The sequence below is a fragment of the Shewanella marinintestina genome (assembly GCF_023283845.1).
GTDB classification, from domain to species: Bacteria; Pseudomonadota; Gammaproteobacteria; order Enterobacterales; family Shewanellaceae; genus Shewanella; species Shewanella marinintestina.
On record NZ_JAKILC010000017.1, the window covers coordinates 92006 to 111138 of the forward strand.

Annotated in this window: 15 protein-coding genes; 4 read left to right on the forward strand and 11 right to left on the reverse strand. The window is 41.7% G+C overall.

Annotated features, from left to right (window positions below; all coding sequences use genetic code 11):
- The first annotated feature begins 47 nt into the window (after window positions 1-47).
- Both L2747_RS16865 and L2747_RS16870 read left to right on the forward strand, forming a co-directional pair.
- On the forward strand, window positions 48-1349 hold the full coding sequence (locus L2747_RS16865; protein ID WP_249000173.1) for an alpha/beta fold hydrolase: 1302 nt from the start codon (window positions 48-50) through the stop codon (window positions 1347-1349).
- Window positions 1350-1586: 237 nt separating this feature from the next.
- A complete protein-coding gene (locus L2747_RS16870; protein ID WP_249000174.1) occupies window positions 1587-1781 on the forward strand; it encodes a DUF4250 domain-containing protein in 195 nt (64 codons plus the stop codon).
- Window positions 1782-1795: 14 nt separating this feature from the next.
- Here the strand turns inward: L2747_RS16870 and L2747_RS16875 are convergent, their stop codons facing one another.
- Window positions 1796-2845, reverse strand: a complete 1050-nt coding sequence (locus tag L2747_RS16875) for a UDP-glucose--hexose-1-phosphate uridylyltransferase (protein WP_249000175.1) — start codon at window positions 2843-2845, stop codon at window positions 1796-1798.
- Between the two features lie 322 nt (window positions 2846-3167).
- Between L2747_RS16875 and L2747_RS16880 the strand changes: the two genes are divergently transcribed.
- Complete coding sequence (locus tag L2747_RS16880) at window positions 3168-4070, forward strand: LysR family transcriptional regulator (protein WP_249000176.1); 903 nt, start codon at window positions 3168-3170, stop codon at window positions 4068-4070.
- A gap of 189 nt (window positions 4071-4259) precedes the next feature.
- Here L2747_RS16880 and L2747_RS16885 read toward each other — a convergent pair whose 3' ends face one another.
- Both L2747_RS16885 and L2747_RS16890 read right to left on the reverse strand, forming a co-directional pair.
- On the reverse strand, window positions 4260-5138 hold the full coding sequence (locus tag L2747_RS16885) for a helix-turn-helix domain-containing protein (protein WP_249000177.1): 879 nt from the start codon (window positions 5136-5138) through the stop codon (window positions 4260-4262).
- Between the two features lie 398 nt (window positions 5139-5536).
- Window positions 5537-7549 carry a DNA topoisomerase III gene (locus tag L2747_RS16890; RefSeq protein ID WP_249000178.1) on the reverse strand — a complete coding sequence of 671 codons (2013 nt, stop codon included), beginning with the start codon at window positions 7547-7549 and terminating at the stop codon, window positions 5537-5539.
- Window positions 7550-7740: 191 nt separating this feature from the next.
- Here L2747_RS16890 and L2747_RS16895 point away from each other — a divergent pair, with 191 nt between their 5' ends.
- Window positions 7741-8007, forward strand: coding sequence for a hypothetical protein (locus L2747_RS16895; RefSeq protein WP_249000179.1), 267 nt, complete (start codon window positions 7741-7743; stop codon window positions 8005-8007).
- A gap of 69 nt (window positions 8008-8076) precedes the next feature.
- On the opposite strand, the gene purF is transcribed toward L2747_RS16895, so the two are convergent.
- The 8 genes from purF to L2747_RS16935 form a co-directional block, all read right to left on the reverse strand.
- Complete coding sequence (gene purF / locus L2747_RS16900; RefSeq protein WP_249000180.1) at window positions 8077-9591, reverse strand: amidophosphoribosyltransferase; 1515 nt, start codon at window positions 9589-9591, stop codon at window positions 8077-8079.
- 97 nt (window positions 9592-9688) lie between these two features.
- Window positions 9689-10177: a CvpA family protein gene (locus tag L2747_RS16905; RefSeq protein WP_249000181.1), complete on the reverse strand. Its 489-nt coding sequence runs from the start codon at window positions 10175-10177 to the stop codon at window positions 9689-9691.
- A gap of 115 nt (window positions 10178-10292) precedes the next feature.
- The gene (locus tag L2747_RS16910; RefSeq protein ID WP_249000182.1) at window positions 10293-10889 is read right to left on the reverse strand and encodes an SPOR domain-containing protein; all 597 of its coding nucleotides are present in this window, start codon (window positions 10887-10889) and stop codon (window positions 10293-10295) included.
- Entirely contained in the window at window positions 10882-12147 is a 1266-nt protein-coding gene (folC, locus tag L2747_RS16915) for a bifunctional tetrahydrofolate synthase/dihydrofolate synthase (protein ID WP_249000200.1), read from the reverse strand. The genes L2747_RS16910 and folC overlap by 8 nt, the downstream gene beginning before the upstream one ends.
- 153 nt (window positions 12148-12300) lie before the next feature.
- Window positions 12301-13086 carry a tRNA pseudouridine(38-40) synthase TruA gene (gene truA, locus L2747_RS16920; protein ID WP_249000183.1) on the reverse strand — a complete coding sequence of 262 codons (786 nt, stop codon included), beginning with the start codon at window positions 13084-13086 and terminating at the stop codon, window positions 12301-12303.
- Between the two features lie 161 nt (window positions 13087-13247).
- Entirely contained in the window at window positions 13248-16724 is a 3477-nt protein-coding gene (locus tag L2747_RS16925; protein ID WP_249000184.1) for a FimV/HubP family polar landmark protein, read from the reverse strand.
- Between the two features lie 180 nt (window positions 16725-16904).
- The gene (locus L2747_RS16930; RefSeq protein WP_249000185.1) at window positions 16905-17921 is read right to left on the reverse strand and encodes an aspartate-semialdehyde dehydrogenase; all 1017 of its coding nucleotides are present in this window, start codon (window positions 17919-17921) and stop codon (window positions 16905-16907) included.
- A gap of 2 nt (window positions 17922-17923) precedes the next feature.
- Window positions 17924-19054 (reverse strand): 4-phosphoerythronate dehydrogenase, encoded by a 1131-nt coding sequence (locus L2747_RS16935; RefSeq protein ID WP_249000186.1) that lies wholly within the window; start codon window positions 19052-19054, stop codon window positions 17924-17926.
- Window positions 19055-19133: the final 79 nt, after the last annotated feature.

Sequence of the window (19133 nt, forward strand, 5' to 3'; positions counted from 1 at the left end):
AGCTCAATAACAGCCCTATCAAAGTGCAATAATAAAAGGCCACTTCAATGCCCTCAGCATCCACTATACAGCTTGAGTTTTCAGGTATGATCGCTCAAAAACACCACTTTACCTTGCCTCTTGACTACAACAAGCCTGATGGTGAGCAGCTTTCTATATTCGCCCGAGAACTCACAAGCCCAGAAAACCAAGGAAAATCATTACCTTTCATTGTTTTCTTCCAAGGTGGTCCAGGTTTTGGTGCTGTACGCCCTGCAGCAAATGGCGGCTGGATTAAGCGCGCACTACAAGAGTATCGAGTTTTACTGCTTGATCAACGCGGAACAGGGCTATCTACTCCTGTTAATTTTGCAAGCCTAGCTCACCTATCAAGCGCAGAGCAAACCCAGTATTTAAGCCATTTTAGAGCTGACAATATTATTCGCGATGCAGAAGCAATTCGCCAGCAATTAACCAATAACCAAAAGTGGACAATTCTGGGACAAAGCTTTGGAGGATTTTGCGTATTAAAATACCTTAACGATGCACCCGAAGGATTAGCTGAGGCATACATTACAGGGGGGATCCCGTCACTCTCTCGTACAGCAGATGAAGTCTATCAAGCAACTTATCAACGCGTACTTACCAAGAACCAAAACTTTTTCAGTCGTTTTAGCGATGCACAACAACTCATCAAAGCACTGGCTGACCATATTGACAACAACCAAGTTTATTTAGCAACTGGTGAGCGTTTAACCGTTGAGATGCTGCAGCTTCTAGGTATTAATTTAGGTATGGAGCAAGGCCCTGAAAGCGTTTACTACCTCCTAGAGCAAGCGTTAATTAATACACCATCAGGCACTCAAGTTAATCCACTGTTTTTAGCCCATTTCTGCCAGCTACTAGATTTTAATACGAATCCGATTTTTGCCTTGCTGCATGAGTCTATCTATTGCCAACAAAATAGTTCAAATTGGGCAGCTCACCGTGTTAGACAAGCATATCCAGAGTTCAACTACAGTGATGACAAGCCTTTTCTATTTACTGGAGAAATGGTTTACCCTTGGTTCTTTGAGCAATTTGGTAACCTTAAGCCATTGCAGCAAGCCGCTGAAGATTTAGCACGAAAAAGTGATTGGCCAATACTCTATAATCTAGACACGCTTGCGAATAATCAAGTGCCTGTAACAGCGGCTATTTACAGCGAAGATATGTTTGTTGAGATGCAATATAGTCTCGAAACAGCTGCTAAAGTCGGTAATTTAAAATACTGGTTAACCTCTGAATATGAGCACAATGGTATTCGTATGGACGGTGAACATATTCTGGATAGATTAATTGCAATTAATCGTGGGGAAAAGCTGCGTTAATTAATAAACCCTTAAGCTTTATGGGACATTATGTATTCTGTTCCTCACCTGTATCACCTTCGCAAGCCTCCACCAAGGCTTGCTTTTTTTTGCCTTGAATTTACCGACCAATGACTAAGGCCATTAATAGCCTTAACCTCATTCAATGCAAAAATCAGCAGTTAGCACTAAAATAAAGATCCTTGCTATCAATAATCACTTTCAATCGACTTAATCGCAAGCATCAGGTGGCTTCTAATGAATATCGATAAACTTGAAACGCTCTCAGCAGAAATCTTAGTTGGAATAGCTAACGAGCACCTGCGTTTAGGCTGTAAAGATCAACAAGCACTGTTTTATGATTTAGATATCAATAGCAAGCTATTAGAGAAAAAACTAGCCGCTAGCGGATTTGAATATGATCCGGATTGTAACCAATACAAACCTCGCTAAAGTTTAAATATAAACTAGTTAGTTGAATAGTGAGTCCCACGGACTTCACGTAGCCGTTTTGCCGCTTGTTCAGGTGTTAGATCTCGTTGCGCTTCGGCTAGCAACTCATAACCTACCATAAACTTTTTCACACTAGCACTGCGTAATAGAGGTGGATAAAAGTGTCCATGTAATAACCACTCAGGATGCTGCCGTTTATCAAATGGCGCCCCTTGCCATCCCATAGAGTAAGGAAAAGAGCATTCAAATAAATTGTCATAACAGCAAGTCAATTGCTTAATAATATCGGCAAGCGCTCTCTGCTTGTTATCATCTAACTGTGTTATCTGCTGAATATTAAATCGAGGTAATAGCAAGGTTTCAAATGGCCATGCAGCCCAATAAGGCACCACCACCAGCCATAACTCGTTACTTACCACAACTCGTTCCTGTAACGCATACTCTCTTGCAGCATAATCACAGAGCAAATTCCGGCCATATTGATTGAAATACTCACACAAGTTTTTCTGCTTCTTAACCACTAAACTTGGCAATTGTTGTTGAGCCCATACCTGTCCATGAGGATGTGGATTAGAGCACCCCATTACAGCCCCCTTGTTTTCAAATACTTGTACCCAAGCATACTGCTTGCTAAGTTCTGCTGTTTGCTGACGCCATGCTAAAATCACCTTCTCAATTTCACTTAACGACAAAAACGCTAAAGTCTTAGAATGATCCGGTGAAAAGCAGATCACTCTGCTTTCACCACGCTCGGTTTTAAATCGAAATAAAGGATCGTCACAATTTGCATTAACAATATCAGGCCTTAACGCGGAAAAGTCATTTTGAAATACAAAAGTTGATTGATAGTCGGGATTGATCTCACCATTAATACGCACATTACCTGCACATAAAAAACAGTTTTGATCATAAGAAACACTTGATATCTCGCTCGTTTCTACTTGTCCAAGCCATGGACGCTTACCTCTATGAGGAGCGAGAAGTACCCACTCGGAAGTCAGCGGGTTAAAACGCCGATGTGCATGTTCACTTGGATCAAACTTGAGCTCTGGCTCTTCTTGCATACTAAGGTCACTAACAATTTTTAATAAAAGCTATGCTGAGCCAATTAACGGTGAAGGTCATTACTAAAAAGCCTCCTTTAACTCCCAGAAAATACTCTCAAGGTTGCTGTAAATAACCAATACCTGCGCTTTTGTAAGAATATCAACCCACAACATGGGGACGTAGTAGCCAAGATCCACGTATGGAGCACTTATCGAAACGGTCTATATCAACAGCATTAAACTTATCAATTTTTACAAATTTAATAATCTTAGGTTATCATTGGCTATCTACCACCATTTCAACAAACTTAGTTTTAAGTCAACAACATGAGGTTTTTTCATGCTCAATCCTATTTGGCTGCATACTTTTAAAACCCTTATCGAGGTTGGTCACTTTACCCAAACCGCAGAAAAGTTGTATATGACACAACCCGGTGTAAGTCAGCAAATAAAGAAACTGGAGCAAGCTTGTGGTCATCCATTAATCAAACGCATTAACAAACAGTTTGAAATAACAGAGCAAGGCAGACAAGTTTATCAATATGCACGAGATCTAACTCAGCATGAACATAAACTGATGGAAAGTTTAAGTTTCGACGACCCTTTTTCTGGCCAATGTCGCCTTTCCTGCTCAGGTTCCTTAGCCCTATTGTATTACCCTAAATTACTTAAGCTTCAAGCAAAATATCCTGCGCTTTCAGTTCATTTAGAAGCTGCACCTAATTATAAAGTCCTTAAGGATATTGCTGAAACCAACATCGATATTGGTGTAGTCACCCACAAACCGAGTGCCAGCGAATTTTATATTGAACCGTTAGGTCTTGAGCCTTTATGCTTAATCATGCCAAAACGCTTTGAAGGCCAAACTATTAATTCACAAACCTTAATTAACTGCGGAGTGGTAAAACATCCTGATTCAGCACATTACCTATCACTCTATTTTGACCAATGTGGTGATAGAGAATTTGCCGAACTTAATATTGAAAAGCTGCCAGCAGCTAGCTACGTAAACCAACTCAGCCAAATATTATTACCCGTTTCACAGGGTATTGGCTTTACCGTACTACCAAAAAGCACCTTCGACAGTTTTATCCATAAGGACTCATTAAGCTTGCATAACCCTAAGGTTCAAGTAACTGAACAGCTATATCTGATCCATAAGCGTAATCGAGAATTACCTGCGCGTTACCAAACCATAGAGCAAATATTAAAAGAATCCGTCAGCCATCAAACTATCAGTTAACACAATACTTTGGCTAAAATGGACAAAGGCGAATCGAAAAATAAAACACTATTTAGCATTGCGCTGTTGCCTTTGTTTACAACGAACACTCGGCTCTGAAGCAGACTTGACGATAGTTTACAGGCATAACTTAAGCACAAAGCCAAACCCGCCTTAATCCTGCCTAAAATATTTGCTAAAACAATCAGCTTAACCAATCACCTTACGCCGAAACTCGAGTGGTGACATGGCAAATTCACGCTGAAAAATATCATAAAAACGGCTTACTGAGCCAAAACCAGCTTCTAAAGCAATATGTAGTACAGGGCTTTGTGTATCAATAAGCAAGGCCTGTGCATGTTGCAAGCGCAGCTGGTTGATATATTGCTTTATAGATACCTTCATGACGCGATTGAATAGCTTCATCGCGTAGTTTTTGTGCAGGCCAGTAGAACTTGAGACATGTTCAATAGTAATTTTTTCGTCGTAATGGTCGGCTATATAACGCAGCATATTTTGAATATGACTTAAACCGCTAACAAGGGTTTTCTTATCCACTTTGTTTACCTGATTAGACAAATTAAAGTTGCAGTAATCTTCTAGCGCCATTCTGCGAATTCGGCTACGAATTTCATTAATCACCTGATCTGTTAATAGCGCTTCGCCACGACTGATATCAGCTTCCCAAATCTGGGTAAATTGTCTGTCACAAACATAGAGGCTATCCGATACAATCACTTCACCATGCAGCAATTGGCTCACAAATTGGCTTGGCAACATCCAAGAAAGGAAGGTCTGCAGCGGTACATAGATATTAACCAAGTCTCCATCCCCTCTTACTGCCGTCATCTGATGGGGGAATGACGCCCAAAAGAGAATCATACGTCCTTCTGGCACAGTAATTTCTTGACCATTAATCAAGTAATCTGCTGAGCAATCAAAAAGATAATTGATTTCTATATGTCCATGCCAATGGCTATGGGCCATCACTGCTGGTTTTTTACGCTGAAAACCAAATTGTGTGTCCTGCGCCTGAACCGTTAGCGGACTTGCTTGGTTAAAAGCAATTTTTTCAACCCAGTCAAACATTTAATAAATCCATCTACAAGGTAAAAGCTGCTTAAAAAGCAGCTAGGTTTAAAGCACTCTTTAACAGACTGATTTAAAGTAAAATATAGGAAAGCCAAACTCTCAGCAAGGCTCTTTAATAGCCAAATTCTGCCGTCAAAAGCACCTACAAATAGCGGCAAACAGCTTATTGTATAAATTATCCCGTTAGACAAATCAACACAATTGAAAGTTATTAAATAAGAGCAATTGGTTAAATTGAGTTGAGTTGAGTTGAGTTGAGTTGAGTTGAGTTGAGTTGAGCAGCAAATTCTAACTGTAGGCCTTTTGGAAGCAAGGAGCAGTCAAGAATATATGCTTCTTTGACTGCTTATAAGCGAGCTATAAACAACTAATCTATTATAGATTTCCGTACTAGATTAGTTCTTTTTCGCCGCAGAGGAACGCTTAACTGGCGCCCTTTTAGCTTTAGTACTGCTGCTCGTAGTACCCGGTTTTTTACTCGCATAACGACGCTTTTTAAAGCCAGTTTCAGGAGACTTAACCCCTTGCAGTGACGTTGGTAATTGCGAGCCAGCTTGAGTGATCAGCTCATGGATTGATGTAACTAGCGGATCCATAAAGTTCTGGTATTTAGCCTCTTTACGACTGATAGCATCAAGGTTATTTTCCCATAATGCCGTCATATCAGGTGTCGTGGCACTTTGTGGCAGGCTATTAACTAAACCTTTACCCACTTCAGTTGCTAAAATAGACTTTCCTTGCCGTGTTAAATAATTACGCTTAAACAGCAATTCAATAATGCCAGCACGCGTTGCTTCTGTGCCTAACCCATCGGTATCTTTGAGAATTTTTCTAATTTCCGGATTGGTCACATAACGGTTAATCCCTGTCATAGCACCAAGCAGGGTCGCGTCAGTAAAGTGCTTAGGAGCTTGGGTTTGCTTCTCCAGCAGTTCACCACGCTCGCAAAGTAATACTTGGCCTTTCTTTAGTGCAGGTATGTTAGCGAGGTGCTCATCGTCATCATTTTTACTGTCACTATTTTTATCGTTACCAGCAGACTTGCTTTGTTTTAGTAATTGCTTCCAGCCCAACGCCACTTCTTGTTTCGCTTTGGTTTTAAACTGCCCGCCAGCAATAATGACTTCAACTTGAGTCTCTTTATACAAATAAGCTGGATAAAACTGCATTAAATACTGACGTGAGATTTGTAAATAAAGCTGTTTTTCCACTGGGCTGAGGCTAGTTAAATTGGCGGTCTTTTCCGTAGGTACAATAGCATGGTGAGCATCGACTTTTTTATCATTCCAGGCTTTAGACTTGAGCTTGGCATTCGGCTCTTCACAGCCTGTAACAAGTTCGCTAGCACCGCTTAACACTGCTCTAATAACGCTAGGCGCTAAGCTATGCTGTTCTACAGGTAGATAACGACTATCAGAACGTGGATAAGTAATAAGCTTATGTTTCTCATACAGTGACTGACAAGTATCGAGTACTGATTTCGCACTCATACCAAAGCGTTTAGCTGCATCAATTTGCAACGATGACAAACTATACGGTAATGGTGCGTTTTGCTTTTTATCTTGTGCTAAGACTTTTTCCACCGTGCCATTCTGGCCGTTAATACGACCGACGACATTTTGCGCTAAGCCTTTAGATAATACTCGTCCCTCTTCATCCATATAAGGTCGACATGCATCACTTGGTTGCCATTTAGCACTAAATTGATCTTGCGAATCTGTTGCTAAATGCGCTAACACTTCATAAAAAGGCTTAGAAATAAAATCTGCAATTTCAGCATCACGGCGCACTACAAGCCCAAGTACGGGAGTTTGTACTCGACCAACAGACAATACGCCTTGATAGCCCACTTTTCGTCCTTGAATAGTGTACGCTCGAGTCATATTCATACCATAGAGCCAATCGGCACGAGAGCGCGCTAATGCTGATGTCGACAATGGAATAAATTCTCGATTCGAGCGTAGCTGCCCCAAAGCTCGCTTTACGGCCTGCGGATTTAAATCGCTAATTAGCAAACGCTGTGCATTTTGTAACTTAGCGCCTCTTACCCCTAAATGCGCAATGATCTCATCGACCAATAACTGCCCTTCTCTATCCGGATCTCCTGCATTAACCAATTGGCTCGCTTCTTTGACTAAGCCTCTAAGCACGGCTATTTGGCTGCGCATCTTATATTTGGGTTTCATCTTCCAAGTATCGGGGACAATCGGTAAATGCTCAAACTTCCATGACTTATACTCTGGTGAGTAAGCATCAGGTTCAGCCTGTTCAAGTAGATGGCCCACACACCAAGAAACACAGTCTCCATTAGCCGCACGAATAAAACCATCCCCTTTCTTTAACGGTTTGGGTAATACATCGGCAATAGCTCGACCAAGGCTTGGTTTTTCAGCAATATATAAGATCATCGGCTTCAAAAAGATCACTGTATAAATTAACAGTAACTGTACCTTGAACCGCAATTAGGCGCAATTGAAACGCTCACTAAAATGAGGATTGTTTAGCGAAGCTTTTGTGTTTGCTCAAAGATTGTAAATTTTGTTGAGAACCATTCTCAACAAGTGGTTTAATTTAGCAACAATTACAAGGAGAGATAAAAATGCTAGCCACACTAAGCAATCAAGGAGTTCGACTCGATAAGTTAATGCTGTTTCACTTGTTACTTGTCACTGCTTGGCTTTTAACCCTTTCCCCTCTAATCCATTTAACCGCTGGTGCAACACCACTAGTTCTTAGCAGCTTGGTTATTCCGTTAACCTGCATTAGTACCTTAGTTGGTTTAAAGCTAGGCCATAGATTTGATAAGCGACCAAGTAGCCTACTGTTTGCCAGCTGGATGTTGGTTTGGGCTGTGCATCTGGTTTAATGGTGCAAATAAAAAAGCCGAGCATTTGCTCGGCTTTTTTATTAATTAATCAAGTATCTGCAATTTAGCTTAAGGATGACAAACGTTATGCATCTCTAAGTTAGTACCAATATCTTTGCTACGATTGGCCTTAGCGTCGTCATTACGCAACTGGGTAATATAATCTAAGTATTCTTGGTTAACGTCATTGGTGACATATTTACCATCAAATACTGAGGTTTCAAAACGCTTAATACTTGGATTTTCTTGACGCACTGCTTCAATCAAATCAGGTAACGATTGGAAGATCATACCATCTGCGCCAATCAGTTTATTGATCTCTTCAACATCACGACCATGTGCAATTAGCTCATTGGTCGTTGGCATATCTATACCGTATACGTTAGGGAAGCGAATTTCAGGCGCTGCTGATGCAAAATAAACTTTATTTGCACCCGCTTCACGTGCCATTTCGATGATCTGCTCAGACGTTGTACCACGTACAATAGAGTCATCAACTAGCAATACGTTCTTACCCTTAAACTCAGCGCTAATGGCATTAAGCTTACGACGCACAGACTTCTTACGCTCTTGCTGGCCTGGCATAATGAAAGTTCGGCCAATATAGCGGTTTTTGACAAAACCTTGGCGATAAGGAAGATCCATATGTCGGGCAATCTCTAACGCGATATCACAAGACGTTTCAGGAATCGGAATAACCACATCAATATCATGATCCTCCCATTCTTTCTTAATCTTTTCACCTAACATAGTTCCCATGTTCACACGGCTGCTATATACAGAAATGTTGTCTATGGTCGAATCTGGACGCGCAAAATAAACGAACTCAAAAATACATGGAGCATAGCTTGGAGAGTGTGCACATTGGCGAGTGTATAGTTCGCCATCCAATGTGATATATACCGCTTCACCCGGTGCCACATCGCGCATAAACTCAAAACCAACCGCATCAAGTGCAACACTTTCAGAAGCAACCATATATTCGGTTCCCGTCTCAGTTTCGTGCTTACCTAGCACTAACGGACGAATTCCAAATGGGTCTCTAAATGCCACCAACCCCTGACCAATTATCATGGCAACAACAGCATAAGCACCACGTGTCAGTTCGTGTACCTGAGTCACAGCGTTAAATACTTCATCAGCACTTAAATCATGAGTGGTGGTATTTTGTAGTTCATCAGCCAATAAGTTAAGTAATACTTCAGAGTCTGAAGTGGTATTAACGTGACGGCGTTGTTTAACAAGACGCTCATGTAACTCAACTGTGTTTGTTAAATTACCATTGTGAGCGAGAGAAATACCAAAAGGAGAGTTTACGTAAAACGGCTGAGCTTCAGAAGCGCTTGAACTGCCTGCCGTAGGGTAACGCACGTGACCAATACCAGAGTTACCTTGAAGGCGTTGCATATGTTTTGGTTCAAAAACATCTTTCACCAAACCATTAGCTTTGCGTAATCTAAACGCATAACCATCAACAGTCACAATGCCAGCAGCATCCTGACCTCGATGCTGAAGCACGGTCAGTGCATCATAAATGGTTTGATTAACCGATGTCTGACCTACTATTCCGACAATACCACACATGTGTGAGTTTCCTCATTGTAAGATGTTCTATTATTTAATATTTTTGTTTTAAGCGAGTAGATATCCGCCTAAAACCAAGTAATGCTTTAGTGCATTTTTATATTTTGGGTACAAAGCTTGAGGTATTTTCCACGTAGTCAAAGAACCACTGGATAACAACTCCAAATTCGGGCACGAGTGTAGAATCTTGCCACCAATCTGTGTTGGGTGCTCCGGTAAAAGCATCCATAAAAAACAGTATCGCGCTTACTATTAGGGCGCCTCTTAGCGCGCCAAAACATAAGCCAAGTACTCTGTCTGTGCCGGACAATCCGGTTTTAGAAACCAATTGGCCAATTAAGTAATTTACTAAGGCACCAAGAATAAGAGTTGAAACAAATAAAATGGCAATCGCCACCCCGTTTCGAACTAGTTCATCTTGCATCTGAGTAAGGTGATCGGCGAGTTTGAGATAAAACTGGCTGGCAATAAAAAATGCGGCAAACCAAACAACGAGAGACATGGCTTCTTTTACAAAACCACGGGCCAAACTTATCAGAGTAGAAAGTCCGATAACAATAATGATGGCGTAATCAATCCAAACCATTTAACAAGTAATCCAGCATAGGGTTTAAGACGGCGCGATTCTATCAGAGACAGAGTTATTTCTCACGTTTTCACGATGAAACAACCTTTTCTCTGATAAAGACAATCGCAATTATTTATTTTTCAACAGGATTGTAGGCTACGATACGCCCTTTCAGTTGAGTAAGCTTTTCAATGTCATTTTGCATACGACTAAGTTTATCTTTAGACACATTGGGGCCAACGAAGACCTTTGTAAGCTGTCCATCAACAGGTTTTGTTGGCAAAGTATACGCACTAAAGCCTTTATTACGTAAACGGCTTACTAGCCCCTTTACGTTTGTTGCGTTGTTAAAGCTACCCAATTGAATTGTCCAGCCAGAAGCAATTTGCGCTACAGGCTTAGTTTCAGCTTGAGATTTAACCGCGGGCTTACTTACAGGTTTCGACGCACTTGCCGCCTCTTGCTCTGCAATATGCCAAGAGTCGTCTACAGCCTCATTAGCATCCGAGTCTTGCTCACCCCTTGATTGCAATTCATCTGCGCCAAGATCTAAAGTTTCAATCTCTTGCTCCGGTAATGTGCTCTCTTGGATCTCAGGTCTTAGTGGAATTTCAGCAAACTGCTCTTCTTCGCGCTGCTTTTTACCATCTAATATATCGGGTAAAAAAATAACCCCTAATGCCACTATCACGATGACACCAACCAGACGGTTTTGAAATTGACTAGACAAAGTCCTCTCCCTTATATAAATCTTTAAAACCAGCAACAGTGTAAAATGAGCCAAATACAATTACTACATCTTCGCTGCGTAATTGTGCTTTTATCGCCATCCAAGCCTCACTCATTTGATTAAAGGTTGCCGCCGTCACACCATCTGGAAGCATTGCCGCCAAATCGGTTGCCGATGCACCTCGTGGTACTGCCAAGTCACACAAAAACCATTGCTGGACGTCGCTCGAAAACTCTTGTAACACTGAACGCGCATCCTTATCTTTAAGCATGCCGCATAATGCAAATAAACGCCCTTTGGGCATAGCTGCTAAGCGAGACTTTAGATACCGAGCTGCATGGGGGTTATGCGCAACATCAACAATCACTTTTGGCGAGTGACTTAAGTATTCAAGTCGACCTGCTAGCTGAGTTTGCCCAACCGATTTAGCCAGTATATCTGCGGATATACTCGGACAAAGGTGTTCTAGCACTGCAATAACTGTTGCTGCATTTGGCTGAGGTAAAAAAGGCAGTGGCAGCTGTGGTAAATCAAAATATTGACCTTGATAATGCCAACTTTGCTCGCTGCATTGATAACTAAAATCAGCATCCACTCGATAAAGCCTAGCACCGACTTTTTTTGCAACGGCTAACAATGATTCAGGACAATCTGGTTCACCAACAATCGCTGGCCGACCCGCTCTGAAGATACCAGCCTTTTCTGCGCCGACTAACTCACGGGTATCACCGAGATATTCTTGGTGATCTAAATCGATTGAAGTCACTACAGCAATATCGGCATCAATCAAGTTGGTAGCATCTAGACGACCACCAAGACCGACTTCAAGCAATACCACGTCCAGTTCCGCTGCTTTGAAAAGGTATAAACCTGCAAGAGTGGCATATTCGAAGAAGGTTAATGAGATCTCTGCACGAGCGAGTTCAATGGCTTCAAATGCTGCAACTAATTCAGGATCTGTAACATCAACGCCATTAATACGTACTCGCTCATTATAATGGAGCAGATGTGGTGAGCTATAAACTCCCACTGTTTGGCCAGACATAAGCATTGCAGCTTCTATCATGGCGCAAGTGGTGCCTTTACCGTTTGTCCCCGCCACAGTAACCACTTTAGCCAGACCTAATTCAGTTAAGCCCATGCGCGCAGCAACTGTCGATACGCGGGTAAGTCCCATATCAATTTCAGTTGGATGGATCGCTAATAAGTACTCTAACCAAGTATTTAGTGTTGCACCTTTTCCGGGTACCATTTGCATTAATGTGTCATTTTTAATCACTAAATTTGTCCATTTAAAACTGTTAAAGGGAGCTTCCCTGATGATGACTATTATTTATTTGTGGATCTTTTACCGCTAAAGCCCCACTGAAAACACTGTTTACCACGTTTTCTATTCATGATTAAAACTTGATTAATCAAGCATAAATAGTGGCCCAAGTGCTAACTTAGGCAATTGGTAACTTTCAGGGTAAGTCACATCAACTAGGTACAACCCATTTGGTTTAGCCGTTGCAGCTGCTTGGTTTCTGTCTTTTAACGCCAACAGCTGATCAATCCACTCGATTGGCTGATTGCCATAACCCACTTCTAATAATGAGCCAACAATATTACGCACCATATGATGTAAAAACGCATTGGCTTTAATATCGACACAAATGTACATGCCTTGACGGGTAACATTAACTTCATGTACGCAACGAAACGGCGTATTCGATTGACAATGAACAGCTCTAAAACTGGTAAAGTCTTGCTCCCCCAATAGGTATTGCGCTGCTTGGTGCATTTTTGTTTCGTCAATATCACCAGGGTAATGACTAACACCACCGCGTAGAATTCCAGGGCGCAATTGATGGTTATAAATCATATAACGATAACGTCGTGCAGTAGCAGTAAAACGCGCATGAAACTCATCATCAACAACTTTGACCCAACGCACAGCAACATTATCTGGCAGGTGAACGTTAACACCTAAAGTCCAAGCGGTATCTTTGCGTACTGCATTAGTTTCGAAGTGAACCACTTGTCCTGTTGCTGAAACACCGGCATCAGTGCGACCGGCACAATGCACAGCAATAGGTTCGTTGGCCACAATTGACAGCGCCTTTTCCAATCGCGCTTGTACTGTGTCAACTTCAGCCTGACGTTGCCAGCCGAAATATTGACTACCATCGTACTCTATACCTAGCACAACCCGCATTTCATACCTCTACACTCGGTTAAACTGCTATGTGACTGTCGTAATATTTCGTAAAACAATCAAATAGCCAAAATCTAATAATTGGCGGCGATTCTAACATACTCAAGACAAACGATAAGTATAAAAAAGGCGCCATAGGCGCCGTTTTTATTAGACAATATCTACACTAACTCTTTGAGTAAGCCGACAGCTTCTGCTTGTTGACGGTCATTTCCATCAAGCTCTACTTCTTTTAGTAGCGCCCTAGCACTGTCGTTATCATCAATTTCAATATAAGCCCGAGCTAGATCCAATTTAGCATTAACTGAGTTTTCTTCATCATCTACATCAACCATAAGCGAGTTCCCCATCAATGAGTTAAGCTCTCCCATGTCAACATCAAGCTCTCGATAAAGATCAGTTTCCCCGCTATCTTCATCAGCTTCACTTAGCAGCATATCAATATCAATGAAGCCGTTATCTTTTTGGAAACCAGTTAAGTCATGAACTGGAGCTGGGCTTTTAGGATCATGTTCCACAAACTCTTCAGCATCTAACGCTGCTAATGCTTCATCCACTGTCATCTTGCTATCGTCGTCGAGAGAAAACTCATCGTCAGATAAATCAAGTGAACTATCGTCAACATCTCCGTCAGCAACTAAACCACGCAGCAACTCATCATCAGTTACCGAATCAAAATCTAATGCTGTTTCATCTTGTTGAGCGGAGGAAGTTTCAGACTGCCAATCTAGAGAGTTATTTCCTGCTTGTTTATGCCCTTTTAAGTCATCAAAGAACCCAGACTCTTTTTCTTCGCTACTACTTGGATGTACTCTCGTTGTTTGCTCAACTTGTGGGTCTAAAAACGCGTCAAGTTCATCATCACTGATATTAACGCTAGATTTAGCATCAACACCTTTTGCTTCAACACTAAAGTCATCATCAGCTAATGAAAATTCAAGCATACCCTCGGCCTGACTTGGCACCTGCGTTTGCTTATCTTCTGCAGGAGTTTGTTCAGCACTTTGCGGGATATCTGATAAATCGAAATCGAGTCCATTTGACGCGTCTTTTAGCTCTGTAACGTTAACGTCTTGTTCAATGACAGCGGTATCTAAAGTATCGCTTTGCTGATGAGCAATATTGTCTACGCCATCAGAACGGCTATCAGCGGTCTCAATTACATCATTAGGCGCACTGAACTCTGCAAGTAATGCATCTAATTCACTGTCTAAATCACTATCGAGCTTCTCTTGGGCAATTTCGTCTTCGTCATCAAGCTCAGCTGCAATTTCAAAGCCTAACTCAAGCTCTGCAGCCATTTCATCTGACAAAGCGTCAATATCTTTTTGCTCTTCATCGGACGTTTCATCACTTGTTAATGATGCTAATAAAGCGTCTAGCTCATCTGCTTCATTTACATTAACGTCTGTCTGTTCGGCAACAGATTCTGAGTCAGAACCGTCAAAACTGGCAAGCAAAGCATCAATATCATCGACTTTATTAGAGTCATCCTGCGCATCGATGTCCGCTACGGGAACAGAGCTGCCAACATGATTAAAGTCGTTCTTATCAGTAAGCTTTGACTCTGCAGACTCTGATTCTGTTTGCTCGCCAAAGCTAGCAAAAAGCGCGTCAAGATCTTCATCTTGTAGCTCTGCATCATTATCAACTACCGATTCTGACTCTACAGTCATCGGTGGCTCATCAAAACCTGCGAGTAACGCGTCTAAGTCATCATCTTCAGCTAAAGTATTTGTTTCAACTGAGGTGTCTGATTTTACTCTAGTCTCTGGCTCATCAAAACCTGCAAGTAATGCGTCTAAGTCATCATCTTCAGCTAAAGTATTGGTTTCAACTGAGGTGTCTGATTTAGCTCTAGTCTCTGGCTCATCAAAACCTGTGAGTAATGCGCCTAAGTCATCATCTTCAGCTAAAGTATTGGTTTCAACTGAGGTGTCTGATTTTGCTCTAGTCTCTGGCTCATCAAAACCTGCAAGTAATGCGTCTAAGTCATCATCTTCAGCTAAAGTATTTGTTTCAACTGAGGAGTCTGATTTTGCTCTAGTCTCTGGCTCATCAAAACCTGCAAGTAACGCGTCTAAGTCATCATCTTCAGCTAAAGTATTTGTTTCAACTGAGGTGTCTGATTTAGCTCTAGTCTCTGGCTCATCAAAACCTGCAAGTAATGCGTCTAAGTCATCATCTTCAGCTAAAGTATTGGTTTCAACTAAGGTGTCTGATTTTGCTCTAGTCTCTGGCTCATCAAAACCTGTGAGTAATGCGTCTAAGTCATCATCTTCAGCTAAAGTATTGGTTTCAACTGAGGTGTCTGATTTTGCTCTAGTCTCTGGCTCATCAAAACCAGCCAATAACGAGTCTAAGTCATCAACATCTGAGGATTGAGCTGCGGCATTAAACCCTTCAAGCTCTTCAGCTTGATCTTGTTCACCCATCGCTTCAGCCCACAAATCATCGAGCGATTGGCCTTCATCTTGGGTATCTTCAACAACGATATCTTGTTCGTTATCTTGCGTAGCAATTGCATCTTGGCTTAATACACCAGCAGCCGCTATATCTTTTAATGGGTCGTTGCCAGCCTCATCTTCAGAATCAAGATGTACGGCAAGATCATCGACGTCATCAGTTTTAGGAGTATTTTCTGGCGTTAACGCTGCAGTTTCAGATTCTTCATTTGCAGTCTGTTTATCCTCTTGCTCCGCGTTAGCATCATTTTTGCGTCTAATAAACAACCAGAACAGTCCTATAACTACAATAGCGGGTAACACTGCACCGAGCGTCAGTAATAATGGATTATCCATTATGGTGCGCCATAGATCAGATGTTGGTGCTGCTACCGGCTCTTTCGCTTCTGCCGCTTGTATTTGCTGAGCTTGCAGCTGTTGCTTAAGCGCCTCAGTTTCTGTCTTCGCATCTTGTAGTGCTTGCTTTAATAAAGCATTTTCTTCTTTAAGTTCACTGATTTCATCTTGAAAAGCCGCGGTATCAGAAGAGCCAACAACAATCTCATCACTGGCTCTTGCTAATTCGTCAGTAAGCTCTAAGTTTTTTGCTTGAATAGCCTCTAGTTGACGAGTAAGCATATCAACTTCCTCTGACAATTCAGCAATCAGCGGATTTGTTTGCTTTTGTGCAGCAGTTGATGAGTTGTTGGCTTTTGGCGTAAAAGTTGGGCTGGTAAGCACAGGCTTAGGTTTAACAACCTCATTACTAGGCGACCACTTTTGATCGTTTTGCTCAGCACGCTGCTTAGCATCTGCTTGCGAAGTTTGCAGCATAAGCTCTTTACTTGGCACCAACAAAATCATCCCGCGTTCTAAGCTGTTATAATTTTTGCTGGAAAAAGCATGGGGGTTGGCATCAAAAAGTGCCGACATGACTTGATAGACAGTCACACTGTTGTCAGGTTTTACAGCTTGAGCAATACTCCAAAACGTATCAGCTGAAGTTGTAGGGCCATATTGGCGTACACCTTGAGTATTGTTTTGGTTAACAGCTTGATTACTGACTTTTACTTGGCCATCTGGCCCGGTAATTTTTAATGGCTCTGCAGCAATCGCTGAGTTAATCGAAGGGGTAGCAAAAGCCACTATTGCAGTAGCTATTAAGCTAACAAGACATGAAGTGCGAAAGTTCATCAATCCTTCCCTTTAAAGCACGTTAGTGTCACCACCCTGGTGACGAGCTTTAGGCAATTGTATTTATTGAGATTACTATAAACTAGATTCTAATGCCCTGCTACTGTTCACATCTTTAAAACATAAAAAGCCCGCATAATGCGGGCTTTTTAATCACTAGCTTGGGTTTTAAACTAAAAATTAATAATAATCTCTAATCAAAACTTCTGCGATTTGAACACTGTTTAGTGCAGCACCTTTACGAATGTTATCAGATACAACCCAAAGGTTAATGCCGTTTTCGTGTGAGATATCTTTGCGAATACGGCCAACATAAACAGGATCGCTGCCAGCACCTTCAGTCACTGCAGTAGGGTAATCTTCATCACCTTCAAATAATTCAACACCTTCAGCACCACGTAATACAGATTTAACATCCTCAGCATCTACTGGTTGCAAAGTTTCTAAATGAATCGCTTCTGAATGCCCATAGAAAACTGGAACGCGTACGGCAGTTGGGTTAACAACGATGCTGTCATCACCAAAAATCTTTTGCGTTTCCCACACCATTTTCATCTCTTCTTTGGTGTAGCCATTGTCCATAAATTTATCAATTTGTGGTAACACGTTAAACGCAATTTGCTTCGGATAAGTTTTAGGTTCAACTGGTAAACCTTGCAGAAGCTTAGCGCATTGCCCTGCTAGCTCTTCAATCGCTTGCTTACCCGAACCCGACACAGATTGGTAAGTTGCCACGTTAATACGTGAAATACCGTAAGCATCGTAAATAGGTTTGAGCGCAACTAACATTTGAATAGTTGAGCAATTTGGGTTGGCGATAATATTACGATTTCTAAAGTCAGCAATAGCTTCTGGATTCACTTCAGGGATAACTAACGGTACATCGATGTCATATCTAAAGTGCGAAGTGTTATCGATAACGACACAACCATTTTCAGCAGCAATAGGCGCCCATTTTGCAGAAACGTCACCGCCTGCTGAGAAGAAACCGATTTGAGCCTTTGACCAGTCAAAGGTATCTACATCTAAAATTTCGACCTGTTTACCGTGGAAGCTGACCGTATTACCGGCGCTGCGGCTGCTGGCTAATGGATATAAATTAGCAATCGGAAAGTTACGCTCTTCGAGGATCTCAATCATAGTTTGACCCACTGCGCCCGATGCACCTAATACGACAACATTAAATTCCTGCGACATAATTACAGCTCGACTCCTGAAAACCCTAAATTGGATAACCAATTTACATCAGTTTGCCCCATGTTGCCTACCTTTAATGCGCTAAATTCACGGCGATGAGTGTGATTTTTTCTCATATGATCAAACCCCTGGTTATTTAGAAACATTTTTCTAAATAATTCATCATCATCGCGCAAATCATAAACAAATCTGGCTAGCTGCAATAATGACTTTTCTTCACTAAACTTCAGAACATTAACTTGTTCGCTCCATAAAGCAGGCAGCAGTGAGTCCATCTGTTTATCAGCATCAAAGCCTAAGACTTTTGACAGGTTTTGGTACAACATATAAGTGCCGCGAGCCTTTCCCTCTAGAGAATAGCCTGCAATATGCGGCGTACAAAATTCGATATAAGGAACAAGGTCTGGCATAGGGTTGGGCTCACCCTCCCAAACATCGAGTACCACTTTTACATCTTGGCGCTGTTGCTTAAATTGGATTAACGCGCGGTTATCAATGACCTCTCCGCGGCAGCAGTTTAATAACCAAGTCCCTTGTTTTAAACTATTGAGACGGGCTTCATCAAAGAGGTACCAAGTTTTGTGCGTACCTTTTTTAGTAATCGGTACGTGTAAACTAATGACATCACAGGTTTCAATAAGAGTATCTAACGAAACAAACTCACGATCGTCACCTCTTTCAGCCAAAACAGGGTCATTAAGTAACACTTCAATGCCATAGGCCCTAAGGCATTTGGCAACAGCGGAGCCTGTATTACCGGCTCCAACAATCCCCACCACTTTACCTTTTAACGGACTATTAAAGCGTTGTGCCAATTCAAGCATTGCGATAAAGGCAAATTCTCCCACAGCGGTGGCATTACAACCGGGGGCATTGGAAAACGGAATATTGCGACTTGCAAGGTAATCTAAATCAATATGGTCAGTGCCTATGGTGGCACTACCTACAAACTTAAGTTTTTTATTTAACCCAAGTAACGCTTTATCAACTTTAGTGACTGAACGCACTAACAACACATCGGCATCTTCAACTTGCTCAGGCGTTAACTCCCTGCCATTTATGGTTTCAATTGAACCTAAATCACCAAACAACTGCTGAACATACGGCATATTTTCATCGGCAAGGATTTTCATTAATGTTTCCAGTAGGGGGATAAATACTTATGCGGCTTATTGTAACAAGATGAACAATCTATTCGAAACAATGGATTAA